Below are 18,352 nucleotides of genomic sequence, written 5' to 3'. Positions count from 1 at the left end.
AGCCCATATCGTACTTTTTTATCGGCTGAGACGCGATTTCAAGAGCGTCTCGGTTCGGCCACCCTGACTTGCGGCTTACCCGCCGGAGTGCATCATGTCAGCACCATCGGGCACCCGGCAGTCGTCCGGGTCGGCCAACCAGCCCTCGGGCAGCGCCACCCGCGCCGGCGAGCCTTGGCGCCCCCGCGGACCGCTTCCGGACTCGGGAAACGGCACGCTGCCGTCCAACCGACGCAGCAGCGCGTCAAGCTCATCGAGTGTTTTGACCAGCGCCAATGCCCGTCGCAGGTCAGAGCCCGCCGGAAATCCGTGCAGGTACCAGGCGATGTGCTTACGCATGTCGCGCATGCCTTTGTCCTCGCCGAAATGCGCGGCGAGCAGCTCACCATGCCGGCGGATGATGTCGGCAACCTCACCGAGCGTCGGGGGGGTAGGCGCCGGCCTGCCGGTGAAGGCGGCCGACAATTCCGCGAAAAGCCAGGGCCTACCAAGGCAACCGCGTCCGATCACCACCCCGTCGCACCCGGTGCTGGCCATCATGGCCAAGGCGTCGCTGGCGTCGTAGATGTCACCGTTGCCCAGTACCGGGATGGTGCGGACCTGCTGCTTCAGGCACGCGATTTGATCCCAGTCAGCGGTGCCGGAGTAACGCTGAGCGGCGGTGCGCGCGTGCAGTGCGACCGCAGCTGCACCCTCGGCTTCGGCGATGCGTCCGGCGTCCAGATGGGTGTGATGGTCATCGTCGATGCCGATCCGGAATTTGACCGTCACCGGGATGTCCGTGCCTTCCGTAGCCCGCACGGCGGCGGCCACGATCCGGCCGAACAACCGGCGCTTGTAGGGCAGCGCCGCGCCACCACCGCGCTTGGTCACCTTGGGCACCGGACAGCCGAAGTTCATGTCGATGTGATCGGCCAATCCCTCGTCCGCGACCATCTTGGCGGCCGCATAGGTGGTGTCCGGATCCACGGTGTAGAGCTGCAGTGAGCGGGGCGTCTCGTCCGGGGAGAACGTGGTCATGTGCATGGTGACCGGGTGACGCTCGACGAGCGCCCGCGCGGTCACCATCTCACAGACATAGAGTCCGCTGATCGTGCCGACCTTGGACTGTTCGAGCTCGCGGCACAGCGTGCGGAACGCGACGTTCGTCACTCCGGCCATCGGGGCCAGCACCACCGGGCTGGCCAGCTGAATGGCGCCGATACGCAACGATTACCGCCCGCTCATCACCAGCTTGCCGGCCGTCTTGTGCAGCTCGGCCGCGGAGACCCGCTTACCTGTGCGCTCTTCCCGCTCGAGTTGGCGCCGCTTGGAGATCTCGAACTTCTCGCAGGACTCTTCCAGCTCTTCGACCAGCTTGCCCAGGTCATCACGGAGCGCGGCCGCTTCACCGGTGAAGTCCTCGCGCTCGAAGATGCGCCACTTCTTGAGTACTGGCATCACCACGTCGTCAAGGTGGATGCGGGGGTCGTACACCCCGCCGACGGCGATCATGACGGCCTTGCGGCGGAACTCGGGAACTTGGTAACCCGGCATCTGGAAGTTGCGCAGCACCTTGTGCAGCGACCGCATCGCCTGATTCGGCGAAGCGTCCAACCCGGCCGCCGTCACGTCGCGGTAGAAGATCATGTGCAGGTTCTCGTCCGCCGAGATCTTGGCCAGCAACTGATCGGCGATCGGCTCCTCGCACGCCCTGCCGGTGTTGCGGTGCGAGATCCGGGTTGCCAGCTCCTGGAACGTGACATAGATGACCGAGTCGAACAGACTCTCGGCGAACAGATCGGCGCGAACCTGGTGATTCTGACCCGGGCTGAAGCCCCGGTTCACCACCTCGATACGCAGCTTCTCCAGTTCGTACGGGTCGACCGCGCGGGTCACCACCAAGTAGTCGCGCAACGCGATCCCGTGCCGGTTCTCTTCGGCGGTCCAGCGGTTCACCCAGGTGCCCCAAGCGCCGTCCAGGCCGAAGTTCATCGCGATCTCGCGGTGGTAGGACGGCAGGTTGTCTTCGGTCATGAGGTTTTGCACCATCGCGACCTGGGCTACGTCGGATAACTGCGACTGTCCGGGCTCCCAGTCCTGCCCGCCGAGCGCGTAGAAGTTCTTGCCGTCCGACCATGGGATGTAGTCGTGCGGGTTCCAGTTCTTGTGCATGGATTCGTGCCGGTTCAAGCACTTCTCCACGACTGGTTCAAGTTCCTGAAGCAGCTGCAGGTTGGTCAGCTCAGCTGACATGGTCCCTCCAGTTATCTGTGTCTCGTAGTTGCAGTCAATATATCTGTGTCGGTCAGTAGCATTCAAGTTTGTCGGCGGTGTGGCGCATCACGATTAGGGCACTGTCGCCAGTCAATCGGGTGCCCGATGCCGGCGCGGGCTAACCGCTCTCAGTGGTGGTCGAGCGAAGGCACGTGGGCCGCGACTGTGCTGAGCAGCATGTCGACGCAGTAGTCGATGAATTGTCCGCGCGTGGCGCCCAGTCGTCCGTTCAGATAAGCAGTGAAAAGGCCGGTCAGGGCCCCTACCAGGCTGGTGGCCACCAACTTCTGCATCACCGGGTCGGCGATCCGGGACAGCTTGTGCTGGAGCAACTCGATGAAGTTGGGCATCCACTCCGCACCGGACTGGGTGAGAACCGGCTCGACAGCGGGCGCCAGCAACAACACGCGTCCGCGAACCGGGTCATCGACCATCAGGGCGACGAATTGCTCGACGGCTTCCCGGGGGGTCTTGGCCGAGGTGAGTGCTGCCATCGCCCGCGTGCAGACGTCGTCATAGACAGCGCGGACGAAGTGCTCGCGGTCGGTGAAGCTCTCGTAGAAATAGCGTTCGGTGAGACCGGCGTGGCGACACGCCGCGCGGACGGTGAGCGCAGGACCACCTTCGCTGCCGAGCAGGTGCACGCCGGCGGCGACAAGTTTGTCCCGGCGTAGGGCGTGGCGGTCCGCCAAGGGGACGCCCGACCACCGGCCCTGTCGTTGACCCGGCTGCACTTCACTCCTAGACTTGATTCTGACAACGTACGTAGTCAGTTTTGCTGATAACCGAGGGAAATCACCAGTGACTCAAGATACGTCCGCAGGCTGCCCAGTGACCAGCGCTGACGATGCAGAAACCGATGATTCTGCCCGCCTGGCCAGCGGGTGCCCGGTCTCGCAATCTGGCTATGAAGTGCCGCCGACACCGCTGGGCCCGGATTCTCTGACCTGGAAGTACTTCGGCGACTGGCGCGGCATGCTGCAGGGTCCGTTCGCGGGATCCATGCAGAACATGCACCCCCAGTTGGGCGCGGCGGTCGAGCAACACTCGACCTTCTTCCGGGAACCCTTGCCGCGGGTGATGCGGTCGCTGTACCCGATCGGCGGGGTCGTCTTCGACGGTGACCGTGCCCCGGTCACCGGTGCTCAGGTGCGTGATTACCACACCGACATCAAGGGCATCGACGACCAGGGGCGCCGCTATCACGCGTTGAACCCCGACGTCTTCTACTGGGCGCACTCCACATTCTTCATGGGAACCATCCTGGTGGCGGAACGGTTCGGCGGTGGTCTCACCGAAGCGGAGAAGCGCCAACTCTTCGACGAACACGTCCAGTGGTACCGGATGTACGGAATGAGCATGCGGCCGGTGCCGGAGACCTGGGAGGATTTCCAGGCTTACTGGGATCACATGTGCCGCAACGTGTTAGAGGACAATTACGCGACGCGGGCAGTTCTGGACCTGACGCTGTATGACAAGCTGCCCATCGCTCCGTGGCTGCCGCGCTGGTTGTGGGGCGGCCTGACCAGGCTGTCGCGGCCGCTGTTCATCTGGTTGACCGTGGGTTTCTATCACCCTGCCGTTCGCGAGCGGTTGGGCTACACCTGGTCCAGCCGTGATGAGTGGGTGCACCGGCGGTTCGGCAATCTGGTGCGGGTGATCTTCGCGTTCGTCCCGCCCAGGTACCGCAAGCATCCACGCGCCCGGGCCGGTCTCGACCGCGCGACTGGACGCCTACCGGCCGACGCGCCGCTGCCACAGACGCCGGCGCGTAACCTGCCGCCAGTGGCAGAGCGCGGCAACCCCAAGCACTACTGCCCCGTCGTCTAAATCCAGGCCTAAATCCGGGCCTAAATCCAGGCCTAACTCCACGCGCCGAGTGTGCATCGTGCGACGCTCAGCCCGCGTGTCGCGTCGTGAGACGCACACTCGGCGTCGCAGGGCTCTCGCCCCTCAGCCGGCTGGAACGGCGGTCGCGCGACGGTCGCCGCCGTTGCGCTCCTGCCAAAACCGGTACACCTCTACTGCGGCCTCTCGAGGCTCGTAGCGCATAGGAAGTCGACGGTCCTGCCAGTCCTTGGCGAATTCGTCGTAGAACGTGGCGAGTTCGAAGTACTTGCGATCGTCGACGTAGTGCGGTTCGTAGGCGTCGCGCGCGGTCAGGAAGACCACCTGATCGGGGGAGCAGTAGTAGAGCGAACCCAGACACATCGGGCAGGGATGGGCCAGCACGTAGATGGTGGTGCCGACCAAGTGCTCGGTGCCGAGTTTTGTGCACGCCGCCCTGATCGCGAGGATTTCGGCGTGGGCGGTCGGATCGTTGGTCTGCGCCACTTTGTTGGCGCTCTCGGCCAGCACTTGCCCGTCCTTGACGATGACAGTTGCGAACGGGCGTCCGCCTTCGGCGACGTTCTGGCGTGCGAGGTCGATGGTCCGCTGGGCGAAGTCGGTCACGCCCGTGATACTAACTAGATTGTCTATATTTTTCTCAAACAGCATAGGGAGCAAATGGTGCGTACCGATCGGGATCGCTGGGACCTCGCGACGAGCGTCGGTGCGACGGCAACCATGGTTGCCGCTCAGCGCGCGTTGGCTTCCGATCCGCAGTTCGCGCTGATCGACGATCCGTTCGCCGCGCCACTGGTACGTGCGGTGGGCATCGACGTCTACACGCGGCTGGTCAACGGCCAGATTCCTGTCGAGGAGGAGTCCGAGTTCGATCCTCAGCGAATGGCCCAGGGAATGGCCTGCCGCACCCGGTTTTACGACGAGTTCTTCCTCGAAGCCGCCCGCAACGGTGTCGGGCAAGCGGTCATCCTGGCAGCCGGCCTGGACGCGCGCGCCTACCGGTTGCCGTGGCCGGCAGGCACCGTCGTGTACGAGGTCGATATGCCTGAGGTCATCGAGTTCAAGACTGTGACGCTGGGCGAGTTGGGCGCCGAACCGACCGCCGAGCGCCGGACGGTATCCGTCGACCTGCGCGACGACTGGGCCTCGGCGCTGAAAGCCGCCGGGTTCGACACCCAGGCGCCGTCGGCCTGGAGTGCCGAGGGGTTGCTCGTCTACCTGCCGGACGATGCCCAGGATGCGCTGTTCGACAACGTCACCGCGCTGAGCGCGACCGGCAGCCGGCTGGCCTTCGAATTCGTTCCGGACACGCGGATCTTCCAGGACGAACGCTGGCGGTCACACCACGAACGGATGAGCGAGCTCGGATTCGAGATCGACTTCAACGACCTCGTCTACCACGCCGAGCGAAGCCACATCCTGGACTATCTGTCCGGCCGCGGCTGGCGGACGTCTCCCATGACCGTCGCCGAGCTGCACGAAGCCAACGGCTTCGCCTACCCCGACGACGAACTTGCGACGGCATTCGCCGACGTGACCTACACCAGCGCGGTACTGAACCCGTAGGGTCCTACTGGTTGCGGAGCAGCTCGTCCTTCAGTCGCGCGGTGAGCATGTCCTGGAACACCGTCTGCGCCGGCGAGTACAGCTCCCGGAACGTGGACAGCAGCGCGTCCCGGTTGTACTCCGGGATCGCGCCGGTCGGCGGAGTCCAGAAGCTGTCGATGTCCATCAGGAAGAACTGGCCGGTCTGAGCCGGAGTCACCCGGCGCAGGTGGTAGCTGGCGTCGAGCGCCTGGCCGACGCCGGGGCCGTAACGCACGATCAGGGAACGACCGGGTTGTGCCTCGCGGTAAACCGCGGCGCCCTGCCATTCGGTCAGGCTCAGGCCGCCAGGAGCCAGTCGTTGCGGCCCGAGCAGGCTTTCGTCGATCCAGTTGGTCCACTCGATGCGGCCATCGACGCCGGCCGGCACCCGGATCTCCAGTACGTACCGCAGGCCGATGCGCTCGATGCCCACCAGGGAGGAGACCCCGGAGCGTGCGTCGACTACCCGCATCGCGACGTCGAGGAAGGTGTCGAAGTTTGTGTAGGCGCTGGTCTCGACCACGATCGCCTGGTTCTTCAGCGACGCGGCGGTGGTGTTCTCCCGGTTGGAGAAGCGAACGAAGCGGTCAGCGACGGGCTGGGGAGGCTGGCCGGGCGCAGCCATTCCCCACTGGACATCCTGGGCCTGGCGTTCGATCGGCAGGTCGGTCACCAGCTGTCGCTTGAGTTCGCGGGCTGCAGATTCAGTGAGCGCCTCGGTGGCCGGGTGGCGGATTTCCAGGGTTACCAGGGCGACGGGGGCGTTGGGTTGGACCTCAGCGGGATTCACGTCCGGAAGCATAGCCGCGAGCATATCGAAGCGGGCAGCATTCAAACGGACCGCCCAAATTTGCTTGGTGCCCCCAGTAGGACTCGAACCTACGACCTGCGGATTAAAAGTCCGTAGCTCTACCAACTGAGCTATAGGGGCAGCGGAGACTCAGGATACTGTGTGCCGGTCTGAGCCTCGTTTGAGGATTGGGCCCGGGGTGACCTAAGCTGGCCTGGCTCCCAACGATGATCACGTTGCGAGTGCCCCGGAGAGATTCGGTTCTGGCCCCCTTCGTCTAGCGGCCTAGGACGCCGCCCTTTCAAGGCGGTAGCGCGGGTTCGAATCCCGTAGGGGGTACTTGCAACGCGGGCTACCGTGGAGCAGAGCAAGGCCCTGTGGCGCAGTTGGTTAGCGCGCCGCCCTGTCACGGCGGAGGTCGCGGGTTCGAGTCCCGTCAGGGTCGCCAGCACGGCGAGGCACACGCTGCCTGCCGGCTTCCGGCCAGGTAGCTCAGTCGGTACGAGCGTCCGCCTGAAAAGCGGAAGGTCGGCGGTTCGATCCCGCCCCTGGCCACCATCTCTGACCTGCTTGTATGCGGTGACAGCACTCTTTGGATTGATTGTCTTGTCCGGTTCCTGTCCGTTCACCTGGTTGGCGACGGTGCTGCAGAGCCGGTCGAGATTCGCGGCTACGTGATCGAGTTCGTCTGAGTAGAGGTCGCTGTAGATATTCGCGGTGACGGTCGGTGTCGAATGCCCCATCGTTTTCTGTACGTAGCGAAGATCGGCGCCTGATGCCCGGGCCAGGCTGGCGTAGGTGTGGCGTAGGTCGTGAATCGTCAGGGGCGCTAGTTCGGTTTTGTTGAGGGCTTCGTTCCAGTGGGTGTGTCTGCGCCAGTTGTTGGATCTGAGGTAGCCGCCGTTGGGTGAGGTAATCGCTTGTTCCCGGGGCCCGCGGCCGGCAATTCGTGGCTTGAGGGCGTCGATGACGACCTGGGGGAGTGGGACGGTTCGAACCGCAGCGCGTGTCTTTGGCGGTCCGACAATTATTCGGCCTTCTACTTCCGGTGCGGCCTGGCGAACTTCAAGCCGACCCGTCTCGAGGTTGATGTCGCCGACGCGGAGGCCGACCAGTTCGGACCAGCGAAGTCCGGTGAAGGCCAAGATCGTGACGATGTCGCCCTGGTCGCCGCATGCCGCTGCCAGGGCGACGACTTCGCCGGCCGTGAGATAGCGGTGGCGTTCTCGCACCGGCATCCGCCCGGAAGACACTCCCTGGGCCGGGTTGGTGTGAATTCGGCCGTCTTCGCGAGCCATGTCGAGAATTGACCGCAGCAGGCGCAGCGTCGCGACTTTGGCCCACGGCCCAACGGCGAGGCTGCCGATGAACTGCTGGACATCTTCGCGGGTGATCTCGTCGACCGGGACATGGCCGAAGCGCGGACCGATGCGGAGTTCCCAATGTTGGGTGTAGCCGCTCCACGTCTTGGGTGATACGGCCGGGTGTTTCGATGCGGTGAATTGCTTCCAGATAGCCGAAAGGCTTGCGCGGCCGAGTCTTGGGTCGAAACGTCTGGCGCCGATCGCCGCCTCGCCATCGCGCTCGGCTTTAAAGGCCCGCGCTTCTCGCATGGTGGCGAATGTCGATGACGTTTCAACCCATCCCGAGGGAGAGTCTGGATCACGCACCAAGTAGCGCACTTGATAGCGCGCCTGGCCCGCTGAATTGATCCGCTTTCGAATACCGCGCGGTACCGAGCCGGCCATTCAGCGGCGCACCTGGCTGAGCCACGCACGGACTTCCGCTGCATCCCAACGTCTTACGCGGTCCGACAGCGGGTAGCAGGGTGGCCCCACTTCTACTCCCTGATCGCGCAATGCGCCCCATCGGCTCACCGTCGCGGCGGATACGCCGAACAGGTCGGCCACCTGCTCTGCAGTCAGAAGCGTTGGAAACGCTGCTGCCCCGGTATCGGCGGTATTGGAAGTTCTCATGTCAAGATCCTTAGTTCTTAGCCGGAGTGGTGCTGCTTGGACGTTTGTTGCTGTATTCGTTTGCGACGGAACGGATCAGTGAGTCCGGCCAGTAGTCGGCGCGAACCCGCGTCGTTGAACCGTCTTCGGTGACGACGTATCCGGTGCCCGGCTCGTTGGGGCTGATGCGGTGCGCTGGCGCGCGGTCGGCCATCCCATCGCCGAGGACCATCGTGACCTCGTCGCGTGACCGAAGCCTTAAGGCGACGGTCTGGGTGAACAGTCCGCGCATGGGCAGGATTTCCTTGCGCGGGTCTTGCATGAATGCGGCGACTACGACTCCGACGGCACGCCCCTTTGTCAGGATGCGCGAAAGCGAAGCCGCGACTTGTTTCTTGAGCGCGGCGTCCGTGATGTAAGCGGTCAAACCGGCCAGTTCATCGATGAGCAGGACGACGAGCGGATCAGTGCGGGTTGGTGTGTGAGAGCGTGTGTGGCCGGCCATCGCTCGCCCACGCATGTCGAGTATCTCTTCCAATTTGGCCAGGAGTTTGGCGGCTTGAGATTCTGTGGTGGCGACTCTGGCGAAGAGGGAAGACCCGACAGACACCTCGATCCCGTACTTGAGATCTATTGCGCACAGTAGGGCACTGCCGGATTTGACGGCAGGGCCCAGTCCACCGGCGATGCCCCAGAAGATAGAGCCCTTGCCCGCGCCGGAGCACCCGACCGTCAGGGTGTGCAGCCCAGCTATGGGAAGACGCCAGGTCGATCCGTTCTCGCGTCGGCCGATGTCGACGGAAGTTGCGTCGGTTCCGATTGGCCTTTTGGCTGTCGCAATCGCCGAAAGTTGTTCGTTCATAACGAACTCCATGCGCACTGTGCCAGGTGCGACGACCGTCGACCGACCGGAATGTGCCCCGACGGCATCGCGGATTGCGGGGACCGCCCTTTCGAGGTCGTCGACGGTCTGGCCTGACCGCGTGCGGATAGTCATGCGTAGACAGTGATCGGCCATCCGTAGTCCGAGGATCTCGGGGTGAGTCCAGACGGTCTTCGTGGTTGGCTTGCCCTGGATGTCTTTTCGAGTGACGCTCCTTGAAGTTGACAAACCGCAGTCCCTGGCGATTCGCGGCCAGGCGGTCAAGCTCCAAACCATCCAGCGTGCCTGTCGTGCATGCACGCCAAAGTAGCGGTCGTATGTGACAGGGGATCGCAATCGCCAGATGAAGAGCCCGATACCTAATGCGACGATCGTCCCGAAGAGCCATGCGGTGCAGAGCTTTAACAGGTGTGCAAGGTAGTCGAGGTCAATACCCACATCAGCATCTGGTACCGAATACGGGTCATCGGGTATTGCAGGATAGGGGTCGTCAAACTGGCTCATGCCGATGCGCGGCCCGACGCCGACGAAGTTGCCTTGCCTGTGTCAGCAGTCATGCCCGACGCTCGGAATGACCAAGCAATGCGACCGCCTTCACTCGAACGGTCAACATAGGGCAATATGCACAATTCATCGAGAATTACTGGGGCAAAAGGCATACCGTTGGCATTTGGCGGGCATTCAGGCGGTGTCGGCGTTGCAAACTTGACGGTGAGGGTACGAGTCCGTTTGCTCGCTGCCGGATCGCCGTCGAGGACTTCGACCTGCCATAACGGATATCCTGACTCACGGTCGGCCGCCTGGACTTTGTTGTCCTTTGTCGACCGCTCATAGTCGATCACCGCCGTCACGTCGGACACGACGAACGCCCGGTGCGGAAACACCTGTGCGTGAGAAACACTGAGCCACTTGGGCACTGCCATTCACTACCCTTTCTTGAAAGTCTGCTGCTCTTAGCCATGCCGATTCTCACATGGCGTTCCGGAGTTACGCGACGGTCGAGCAGGATCAATTTGAAGAAATCTGCGCACCGCGCGGCGACTCGTATCCGGGAAGATCGGTGAAGCAGCCTTCGCAGTGTCACAAACGTCGACTGCGCGCTCTCAGCGTCGAAAGCAGTACGCGCACAGCACGTACGGTGTAAGACTGCACGAAACGGCTGTTGGGGTTGGTCGCCGCTAGCTGGGAAGGCCTCGATCGCGAAGATGCCCTCGCGTCTGGTGTGATTCGAAGATTCTCGGCTCCAAGCGGATTCGGCCTTTAGCTAGGCACGGCGATCTGTCGATCGAAGGCGTATAGATGGATCGTATTGATCTGACGGTAGCTACTGCTTCCCCTCGGGCTCGACTGCGGCCCACTGATCGATGACAGACTGCGCCTTGGAAGCATCAGAGTCTCAGTCGAAGCCGGCCAGCGTGATCCTCAAGGCTTGTTCCAACCGAAGGTGCAGTGGGGATATAGCCGTCCAGTGGTCGGTGTTCAGCCAGTTCATCAGGACGAACTTGGAAGTCGCCAGACTCGTCGCGATCAGCAAACTGGGGCGCATATCGCTACGAGCGTCAACACCCATACGAGCGGCGACCATTTCGGTGAATCGCCGTTCGACGTCTTCGCTAATCAGCACCGCTTTCGTTAATAGGTGGGGAGCCGTCAAGATGCCCTGTCGCCATTGCGTCAGGCCGCTATGTTGTGTTCGCTGCCGAGCGCTTGCAACAGTCTGGCGGATCAAGGTTTCTGCTGCCGATTCACCGTCTGGCCCTGCCTCATACGACTCAACGATTTCAACGATAGTTTGCCGGACCGGGGCGATGAGCAAATCTTCTTTGGCGGGCACGTGGCGAAAGTACGTGCTAATCGAGATGCCTGTCGCGACGGCGATGTCCTCGGTCGTCACAGCAGAAAAGCCGTGTTCGGCGAACAATTTATATGCGTTGCCCTCGATCTGTGAGAGAAGGTGCGCGCGGCGCCTGGTCTGCAATGGGCTACTAGTAACCGATCGCATGCAACCACCCCCGCCGCATCGCTTTTCGAGTGCGCTCACCACTATGGTACGTGAAGTAGCGTAGCGAAACCGGCCGTATCGGTGCGAGATTCTTCAGGCTGTTCTCCTGGCGGGCGTATTGATGCCAAGCGGTTAGCGCGAATTGTCGGATTACCGCAGGCCTCTAGCCGTCGAGCGGACAAGTTGGGCTACTAAGAGGGCAGGCGCTTCACGTTGGAGCCCCCAGGGTGCGGTCGAGAAAGTTGATCAGCGCGGCGGTAAAGGCGTCGTTGTCGTCGCCGGCAACCATGTGCCCGGTTCCGCTGACATCCGTTGTTTCGGCATGAGGTACGAGTTCTAAGAATTCTTGAACTGTGTCCTCGGACACGACATCTGAAAGTGCGCCGCGAATCAGCAGCGTGGGGGCAGTGATTCGGCGTGCTCCTTGAGACAGCAAATCGCTAATGACGTCGAACTGCTCGGAGCTCGTCGTGAGCTCTCCCTGCGTGACATTGAAATTGGAATTAATAAACGCCGGGTCCCAGCGCCACGTCCATCGGCCGTCGGCTTGCTGACGAAGAACTTTGCGCAAGCCTTCGAGGTTCCCGGACCGCGGGCGGTGCGGGTTGTATTCGGCGATCACGTCGGCAGCATCGTCGAGGGTGTCAAATCCGGCTGGGTGGGCGGACATGAAGGACACAACTCGGTGAGCCCCCTGAAATTCAAGTCGCGGGGTGACATCGACGAGTGCGACAGCAGTCCAGAGGTTGGGCGAATGTGTCAGGTGGCTAGCGAGAATGACCATGCCGCCCAATGATGCGCCAACGACGGCGGGACGACTCTCGGCGGTGAAATGTCCTCGAACTGCGATGAGATCGGCGACCAATCGTGCGACGTCGTACTGTCCGCTCGGATCCCAGTCGCTGTCACCGTGTCCGCGCGCATCGTAGGCGACGACGGTATAGCCGTGGCGATGGAGCCGCCGTGCTGTGGCAGTCCACGCGTGACGGTTCTGGCCGCCGCCATGTAGCAGCAATACGACCGGACTAGGAGTGGGATGGCGATAATAATCTGCCACCAGCGTAACGCCGTCATCGCCACGAATGTGCTGCTCCTCAGACCCCGACATCATTTTCAATGGGCCCCGCGGAAAGAACGCGAGTCCGTTCGTTGTGGCCACCAGCTCGCGTCGCGGATGAGCGTAGCAATCGCGGGAACAGTGAGGGTGCGAACGACGAAGGTGTCAAGGAGCAAACCGCAGCCGATTATGAAACCGGTCTGGATCATGATGCCTACCGATCCGACCATGAGGCCGAACATGCTGGCGGCGAAGATGAGTCCAGCTGAGGTGATCACTGAACCGGTGTTAGCGACCGTTCGCAGGACGCCAACTCGGATGTTATTGGCGGATTCCTCGCGCAGTCGCGAGATCAGCAGCATGTTGTAGTCAGCGCCAACGGCGACCAGGATGATGAACGCCAGAAGTGGTACGGGCCAAGCGATCTCCTTGCCAAGGCCGTATTGGAAGACGAGGGTTCCGATGCCCAAGGCGGCGCCGTAATTGAGAATCACGGTTCCTAGCAAATAGAGCGGCGCGACCAGTGCCCGCAGTAGAACGACCAAGATCAGACCGACGATAACGAGGGTGGCGATGGCCAGAAGGTGAAAGTCGGCCGAGAGTAAGCGTTGGATATCGGAGTTGACCGCGGGGAATCCCGCCATCGATATTGTGGCGCCAGCTAGGGAAGTGTTTGGTCGCGCGCCGTTTGCTGTTTCAGTGATTTGATGGGCAAGGTCCATCGCTTTGCTGCTATAGGGGTCAAAGCGGGATTCGATGGCAAAGCGCGCGGTTTTCCCATCAGCAGAAAGAAAATGTCTTGCCATGCCCGCGAATTGGCGGTCTTCAAAGGCGTTAGGTGGGAGATAGAAGCCACTGGCGTTATCTGAGCCAGCGCTAGCACGCGCCGAATTTTGCAGTTGTGTCGCGATTCGACTCATGCCGGACAGCATCTCGATGTTGCTGTCGGCAAGGGTGTGCACGCCCGTAGCTAGTGCCTGTGCGCCGGACGTGAGTTGGCTGATGCCACTTTGGAGACGACGGATATTGCCAGCTATGTCGGCGGGCTCACCTAGTGCTCCGAACGCTCTATCGAGCGCATTAAGGGTGCTTTGCAGATCGGCCAAGGTTCCGGTCGCTGTATCGGCGCCAGGACGGTAGTAGTCGCCGAGAGTGGCGAGCTGACTGAAGAAGCCGTTATCGCGCAGGGAACTCAGAATCTGTACCTGGTCGCGGATCTGGGAGCATTCCGGCGTAGTCGCGCACCACGGTGAGTTGTTGAGTGCACCAACGAGAGGGTCGATGGTGGTAATCGCGCTTTGGGCCTGCTCAGCTTGTTGTCGTAGCCCGGGCCCCGCCCGGATGGCCTGATCCACGGCTGGCGCGGTAGCCGAAAGTTGTTGAAGCATCGGGCGCAACCGCTGTACGTGAGAGCCGCTGGCTTGGGTTTGCGTCAGGAGGCTCGTCAGAGGCGTCAACGCTGTGCGTACGGTGGTATCAAGTTCTGCCAGCGCCCCGGCGAGCTGGTCGGCACCGTCGGTGAGTTTGGTCAGGTCGTCTCTATGAGCGTCTCCGTCGGCGACCGCACCAGCCATCTTGTTGCCAATCTGGCCGTTCTGCCATGACAGCTGAGCCTGGTCCATGCGCGCGCCGGTGGGGCGGGTGACGCCGGAAACCTTGGTAACGCCCGGTAGTTGCGATACCCGTGAAGCCATCTCATCCAAGTCGGCCAGTGCCCGGCTGGTGCGCAGATCGGTGGGCGACTCAACAACCATGAATTGGGAGATGACAGTGTCCTTAGGAAAGTGTCTGTCCAGAAGTTGATAGCCTTCGTTGCTGGCGGTCGTGGCGGGCTGTCCTTGGCGGTCGTCGTAGCTGATGCGCATGGTGAGTGCGATGGCCGCTAGACCTACGACTAACGCCAAGCTGGCAATCAGTAGAGGAGCGGGTCGCCGAACGACGGCGACGGCGATCCAGTTCCAGTACCGACGCGTGCGGTCGGCTTTAGGTTCTCCGATGCCGTGTGTAGCGGCCATAGCCAGCACTGGGGGAAACAACGTCACTGTGGCCGCCACTCCGATGAAAACTGCGATCGCGCAGGCTGGCCCGAGTGCACCGAACACGCTCAGCTTTGAGAAGAACATGGCTAAGAACGCAAAGGCCACGGTTGCGGCTGACGCCAGAATCACTCGTCCGATGGTGGCGGTTGCGTCAACGACCGCGCGATCCGGTGAGATGTCCTGTCGGCGCTTCTCGTGATACCGACTGATTAAGAAGACCGAGTAGTCGGTGCCCGCACCTAGCAAGATCACAGTCATGAAGGCGATGGTGAATTGCGAAACCGGCATGCCTGATTCGCCGAGAGCCGACAACACTCCGCGCCCGACCGCCAGGCTGATCCCGATGACCAGCAGCGGCAGCACTGCGGTAAATATGGATCGATAGATGACCAGCAAGATTAAGGCGATCAGGCCAGCGGTAACCACAGAGATGAATACGAGATCCTTTTCAGCAGAATCGATTTGGTCGCTGAAGGTAGCCGGTGGTCCGGTCACACGAACGGTAGTGGGGGAGTCGTTGAATGCCTGGCCGGCGATGGCCCGTACCGCCTTCACGGATTCCGCGGCTTTGGGATCGCCCAGTGTTCCCGCCACCCCGACCGGCAGGTACCAAGCCTTGCCATCCGCGCTGATGGCTTGTGCGGAGGTTAACGGGTCGGCTAATAGATCTTGGACTAGGCGCACATGGGTAGTGTCGGCCCGCAACCGCGAAACCATCGAGTTGTAGCGTTGGCGCACTGGCGGAGTCAGCCCCGCCGGATTTTCCATCGCGATAAATATGCTCGTCTTCGACCCGCGCTCACCAAATGCTGCGCTCATGCGCTCCACTGTTTGCAGCGACGGAGCATCCCGCGGTATTAGGGTCACCGACTGTTGCCGAACGACGGTCTCCAACTGTGGGAACAACAGAGCCAAGGTTGCTGCCATCATCACCCAGGCCCCGATGACAAGTGCCTTATGCCGGATGCTGAATTCCGCCAGCCGGGCCAGCCGTTCGCTGTAAGCGCCGTCGCCTGCGGCAACTTTGCGGAGTTGCCGTCGGACGGGACGGCTCAGTGTGGCCACGCCCGAAGTGAGCCACCCGGTGTCTACCATCCCCTGTCCCCCCCATTTACTAACAAAACCAACGGTATCTCAGCGAAACTATGAGTACCGTTTGCGTCGGGTCGTACCCGTTCGTGGTTCACGTCAAACGCGCCAGAAACGGGATTTGGCCTCCATCCACTCAGCGAAGGCCGGCGCCGGCATGTTGCGAACGAAATAAGCTAGATGCGCCACACCTCGTGGCTGTACAGGAAGAAGCCCTAGTTGACGAATGAGCAGCTTCGACAACTCACGAACGACGAAGGCGAAACGCTATACGCGAGCTCAGCCTTATCGGTTCTTCGTGGACGTGGTTGTACATCTCCCGGTTCATCAGGTCGTCATCTAAGAACGAGTACGACCGGCGCGGGTAATGGCGCGGTTCGACGAGGTCTCCCTTGGTGCTGTGTGTTTGGTCCCTACGCACCAGCGTGTGGCGCAAGGCGGAATTGAACCGCTCCACAGCGCGGATCCATGTTCGATTCCCAGTCAAAGGGTGCAGGAGATTCATCGCTCATCACCACTTTCTGCTGGCCGATAGTGCCTTGTCATTCGTCCCCCTTAGGTCGATCTCGAACCGATAACAAAACTTACGGTATCGCTACGATACTAACAGTATCGTAGCGATACTACAGGGACTGTTGGCGGGATCAAAGGTGATTCGCCGTCTCTGCGGTGCCGGTGGGGTTACGGTGACCTACGTGGAGCGTGATGTTGTTGAACTCCGGGCCGACGACGAGGCTGACCCGCGCCTGCTGCGGTCGCGGACCCGACTTCTAGACGCCGCGACGAAACTGCTCACCGCAGGGGGCATTGAAGCAGTGACCGTAGACGCGGTCACGAAAGCCTCCAAAGTCGCGCGAACCACGCTCTATCGGCATTTCAGCAGCTCTACGCAGCTACTCGCCGCCACATTCGAAAGATTGCTGCCACAGGTCACGCCGGCACCAGCCACGGGAGCCCTACGTGATCAACTCATTGAACTGCTTAGTCGACAGGCCACCCTGTTCCAGGAAGCCCCGCTGCATGTCACCACACTGGCCTGGGTCGCACTGGGGCCGACATCCGACGGCGGCACCTCTGACCGGCACGCGTTACGAACGCGAATCGTCGATCACTATCGCCATCCCTTTGATCTTTTACTCCAAAGCTCCAACGCCCGAGCGGAACTCGACAACTTCGACGTAGATCTCGTGATGTGCCAACTCGTAGGTCCTGTGGCGTTCGCACGCCTCACCGGATTGCGTGCAATCGAGCGTCAGGACTGTGAACGCATCGTAGATGACTTTCTTGCCGCCCACCGTCGCACTGCTGATAAGCCGCCAGCGCAGCCCAATGCCCGCAAGCGTGCCGCCCGCCGCCCAAGCCCGAGTTAAGCGACCAGAACGACTCGGGTGCCGGTGATTGGGAACTGAACCCGGTATCGCCTAGCGACGCGCCAAACGTATCGGTGAGGTTGATTGCAGGCGCGAGTGTGCCCACTTCCGAGTGGCCGGCCGCCGAACCGCAGAGAAGGAAGGACCACAAGCTGAAAGCTTGACAAGTTCGCTACCTCGTTATCGCATCGAGCGCTAACGAGGTAGCGCTCGCGACCGCCCGTACAACGCCGCCGCAAGCTGTAGTGCGAATGCCGGTCCGCTGTTCAAGAGGGCGTACCCACCGGTTAGTCCTCCTTGGTCGCACAGAAGACGTCGTCGCCGGACGGTTCGGCGACGTAGGTTTCCCGTAGTGATTCTCAGGCGTCGAACCGAGCGTGGGGCGGTTCTTGCCGCGGCCGTGGAGGAAAGAGTTAAGTTGCCGTTGCCGTAGACGATCTGTGAGCGTGACCAGCGGCGGATGATCCTGCGGGCCATCAGGTAGGCATCTTGGGAGATCTCTACGACTGCGATTGCCTTTTGTAGCCCATGGACTCCCCAGTAGCGCCCTGGCCCCCGGCCCGGCTCTTGCCACGCTTGTGGAACTATGTGCTGATATTCCTTGTCGCTCAACATATTCGGTGAGGAATGTTTTGTGAAATAAACAGCGAGACGTTTAGGGTCGAAGGCCCGCAATCCCTTCAGAATGTCGACAGCTGTGCCAGCGAGCCGGTGGCGCGATCGTTGCTCGGCGTCGGGATGGCCAACGATGTCGGCCCATTCCTGCGATAGCCAGTCCCGGAATTTGCGGCCCGATCGACCGAGGCCATTTGGCGGAGCCATCCACAAGTGAATATGCGGTGCGCCGCGACGTTGAAATTCCAGCTTCCAGATGTAGCGAGCCGGTTCACCCCACTCCCGCTGAAACCGCTTGCGCCACAAAACCATGTGCCGCTTTACGCTAGCCCCGTCAGGCGCCACGCATTCCCAGTCGCCGGGATAGGTCAGCGTGACCATCGCGGGCACACGCCCGCTTTCCACCAGCGGCGTGTAATCGAGCTCGGCAAACGTACGGCACATCGCGGCTCGTGATTTGCGGGACCATTCGGTGATCGTGCGCACAGGCGGAGCGGGCGCGTCCCGGCCAGCCTTCAAGCGGTCCTCTTCGTTGGCCACATCGAGTCGGTGCCGTTCGACCGACCGCTCGGATGCCTTCTCGGCGCGAACGGGCCGGGTCCAGCCCAGCCGAACGACACCAGGCCCGATAGTGATTCGGAACCGACCGGATTCGGGTTCCAGGCCAAGCCGATCCCGGCCAGAAGCCCACGGCTGCGCGGGCTCAAACAATGTCGCCGCCGAGGCCACCATGTCGGGACCCGGAAAACGGAATCCCAGCACATCTGCAACCGAGAAATCCGCGTCAGCTCCGTGATCGATGGTGTCGCGGACACTTTTGGGACATATAACAAGCCCGTTGGTCCCAGCCGGAACACGGCC

15 protein-coding genes, 4 tRNA genes and 1 pseudogene are annotated in these 18,352 nt (G+C 61.9%); 6 read left to right on the top strand and 14 right to left on the bottom strand.

Annotated features, from left to right (window positions below; genetic code table 11):
* Window positions 1-75 precede the first annotated feature (75 nt).
* The 3 genes from dusB to A5636_RS18245 form a co-directional block, all read right to left on the bottom strand.
* Window positions 76-1,209, bottom strand: a complete 1,134-nt coding sequence (gene dusB / locus A5636_RS18255) for a tRNA dihydrouridine synthase DusB (protein WP_065160047.1) — start codon at window positions 1,207-1,209, stop codon at window positions 76-78.
* A 3-nt stretch (window positions 1,210-1,212) separates the two neighbouring features.
* Complete coding sequence (locus tag A5636_RS18250) at window positions 1,213-2,235, bottom strand: acyl-ACP desaturase (RefSeq protein ID WP_065160046.1); 1,023 nt, start codon at window positions 2,233-2,235, stop codon at window positions 1,213-1,215.
* Window positions 2,236-2,384: 149 nt separating this feature from the next.
* On the bottom strand, window positions 2,385-2,990 hold the full coding sequence (locus tag A5636_RS18245) for a TetR/AcrR family transcriptional regulator (RefSeq protein WP_065160045.1): 606 nt from the start codon (window positions 2,988-2,990) through the stop codon (window positions 2,385-2,387).
* A gap of 67 nt (window positions 2,991-3,057) precedes the next feature.
* Between A5636_RS18245 and A5636_RS18240 the strand changes: the two genes are divergently transcribed.
* The gene (locus A5636_RS18240) at window positions 3,058-4,086 is read left to right on the top strand and encodes an oxygenase MpaB family protein (RefSeq protein ID WP_065160044.1); all 1,029 of its coding nucleotides are present in this window, start codon (window positions 3,058-3,060) and stop codon (window positions 4,084-4,086) included.
* A gap of 123 nt (window positions 4,087-4,209) precedes the next feature.
* Here A5636_RS18240 and A5636_RS18235 read toward each other — a convergent pair whose 3' ends face one another.
* Entirely contained in the window at window positions 4,210-4,710 is a 501-nt protein-coding gene (locus tag A5636_RS18235; protein WP_216638853.1) for a nucleoside deaminase, read from the bottom strand.
* Between the two features lie 54 nt (window positions 4,711-4,764).
* Between A5636_RS18235 and A5636_RS18230 the strand changes: the two genes are divergently transcribed.
* Window positions 4,765-5,670: an SAM-dependent methyltransferase gene (locus tag A5636_RS18230; protein WP_065160042.1), complete on the top strand. Its 906-nt coding sequence runs from the start codon at window positions 4,765-4,767 to the stop codon at window positions 5,668-5,670.
* 4 nt (window positions 5,671-5,674) lie between these two features.
* Here A5636_RS18230 and A5636_RS18225 read toward each other — a convergent pair whose 3' ends face one another.
* Together A5636_RS18225 and A5636_RS18220 are read right to left on the bottom strand one after the other, a co-directional pair.
* On the bottom strand, window positions 5,675-6,493 hold the full coding sequence (locus tag A5636_RS18225; protein ID WP_065160041.1) for a TIGR04255 family protein: 819 nt from the start codon (window positions 6,491-6,493) through the stop codon (window positions 5,675-5,677).
* 53 nt (window positions 6,494-6,546) lie between these two features.
* Window positions 6,547-6,622, bottom strand: a tRNA-Lys gene (locus A5636_RS18220).
* Between the two features lie 125 nt (window positions 6,623-6,747).
* Between A5636_RS18220 and A5636_RS18215 the strand changes: the two genes are divergently transcribed.
* The 3 genes from A5636_RS18215 to A5636_RS18205 all read left to right on the top strand — a co-directional run bounded on the left by A5636_RS18215 (window position 6,748) and on the right by A5636_RS18205 (window position 7,039).
* Window positions 6,748-6,820 (top strand) — tRNA-Glu (locus tag A5636_RS18215).
* Window positions 6,821-6,852: 32 nt separating this feature from the next.
* Window positions 6,853-6,929: transfer RNA gene (locus tag A5636_RS18210), tRNA-Asp, on the top strand.
* A 33-nt stretch (window positions 6,930-6,962) separates the two neighbouring features.
* Window positions 6,963-7,039, top strand: a tRNA-Phe gene (locus A5636_RS18205).
* Window positions 7,040-7,233: 194 nt separating this feature from the next.
* Here the strand turns inward: A5636_RS18205 and A5636_RS27755 are convergent.
* From A5636_RS27755 to A5636_RS18180, 7 genes and pseudogenes are all read right to left on the bottom strand, one after another.
* Window positions 7,234-8,094 (bottom strand): annotated as a pseudogene (locus tag A5636_RS27755) (site-specific integrase); the annotation flags it as partial.
* Window positions 8,095-8,229: 135 nt separating this feature from the next.
* Window positions 8,230-8,457 carry a helix-turn-helix transcriptional regulator gene (locus A5636_RS25705; RefSeq protein WP_081287867.1) on the bottom strand — a complete coding sequence of 76 codons (228 nt, stop codon included), beginning with the start codon at window positions 8,455-8,457 and terminating at the stop codon, window positions 8,230-8,232.
* Window positions 8,458-8,467: 10 nt separating this feature from the next.
* Window positions 8,468-9,823 (bottom strand): cell division protein FtsK, encoded by a 1,356-nt coding sequence (locus tag A5636_RS18195; protein WP_065160039.1) that lies wholly within the window; start codon window positions 9,821-9,823, stop codon window positions 8,468-8,470.
* Entirely contained in the window at window positions 9,820-10,242 is a 423-nt protein-coding gene (locus tag A5636_RS25700; protein ID WP_081287866.1) for a plasmid replication, integration and excision activator, read from the bottom strand. Before A5636_RS25700 ends, A5636_RS18195 begins: the two co-directional genes overlap by 4 nt.
* A 473-nt stretch (window positions 10,243-10,715) precedes the next feature.
* The gene (locus tag A5636_RS18190; protein ID WP_065151109.1) at window positions 10,716-11,321 is read right to left on the bottom strand and encodes a TetR/AcrR family transcriptional regulator; all 606 of its coding nucleotides are present in this window, start codon (window positions 11,319-11,321) and stop codon (window positions 10,716-10,718) included.
* Between the two features lie 208 nt (window positions 11,322-11,529).
* The gene (locus A5636_RS18185) at window positions 11,530-12,429 is read right to left on the bottom strand and encodes an alpha/beta fold hydrolase (RefSeq protein ID WP_065160074.1); all 900 of its coding nucleotides are present in this window, start codon (window positions 12,427-12,429) and stop codon (window positions 11,530-11,532) included.
* A 5-nt stretch (window positions 12,430-12,434) separates the two neighbouring features.
* The gene (locus A5636_RS18180) at window positions 12,435-15,512 is read right to left on the bottom strand and encodes an RND family transporter (RefSeq protein WP_065160038.1); all 3,078 of its coding nucleotides are present in this window, start codon (window positions 15,510-15,512) and stop codon (window positions 12,435-12,437) included.
* Between the two features lie 689 nt (window positions 15,513-16,201).
* Here A5636_RS18180 and A5636_RS18170 point away from each other — a divergent pair.
* The gene (locus A5636_RS18170) at window positions 16,202-16,876 is read left to right on the top strand and encodes a TetR/AcrR family transcriptional regulator (RefSeq protein WP_065160073.1); all 675 of its coding nucleotides are present in this window, start codon (window positions 16,202-16,204) and stop codon (window positions 16,874-16,876) included.
* A gap of 195 nt (window positions 16,877-17,071) precedes the next feature.
* Here A5636_RS18170 and A5636_RS25695 read toward each other — a convergent pair.
* A partial coding sequence (locus A5636_RS25695; RefSeq protein WP_253900636.1) for a rolling circle replication-associated protein occupies window positions 17,072-18,352 on the bottom strand: 1,281 nt, incomplete at its 5' end.

It is taken from the genome of Mycobacterium asiaticum (assembly GCF_001673315.1).
In the GTDB taxonomy this organism is placed as follows: Bacteria; Actinomycetota; Actinomycetes; order Mycobacteriales; family Mycobacteriaceae; genus Mycobacterium; species Mycobacterium asiaticum_B.
This window is presented reverse-complemented; position numbering and strand designations above follow the sequence as displayed.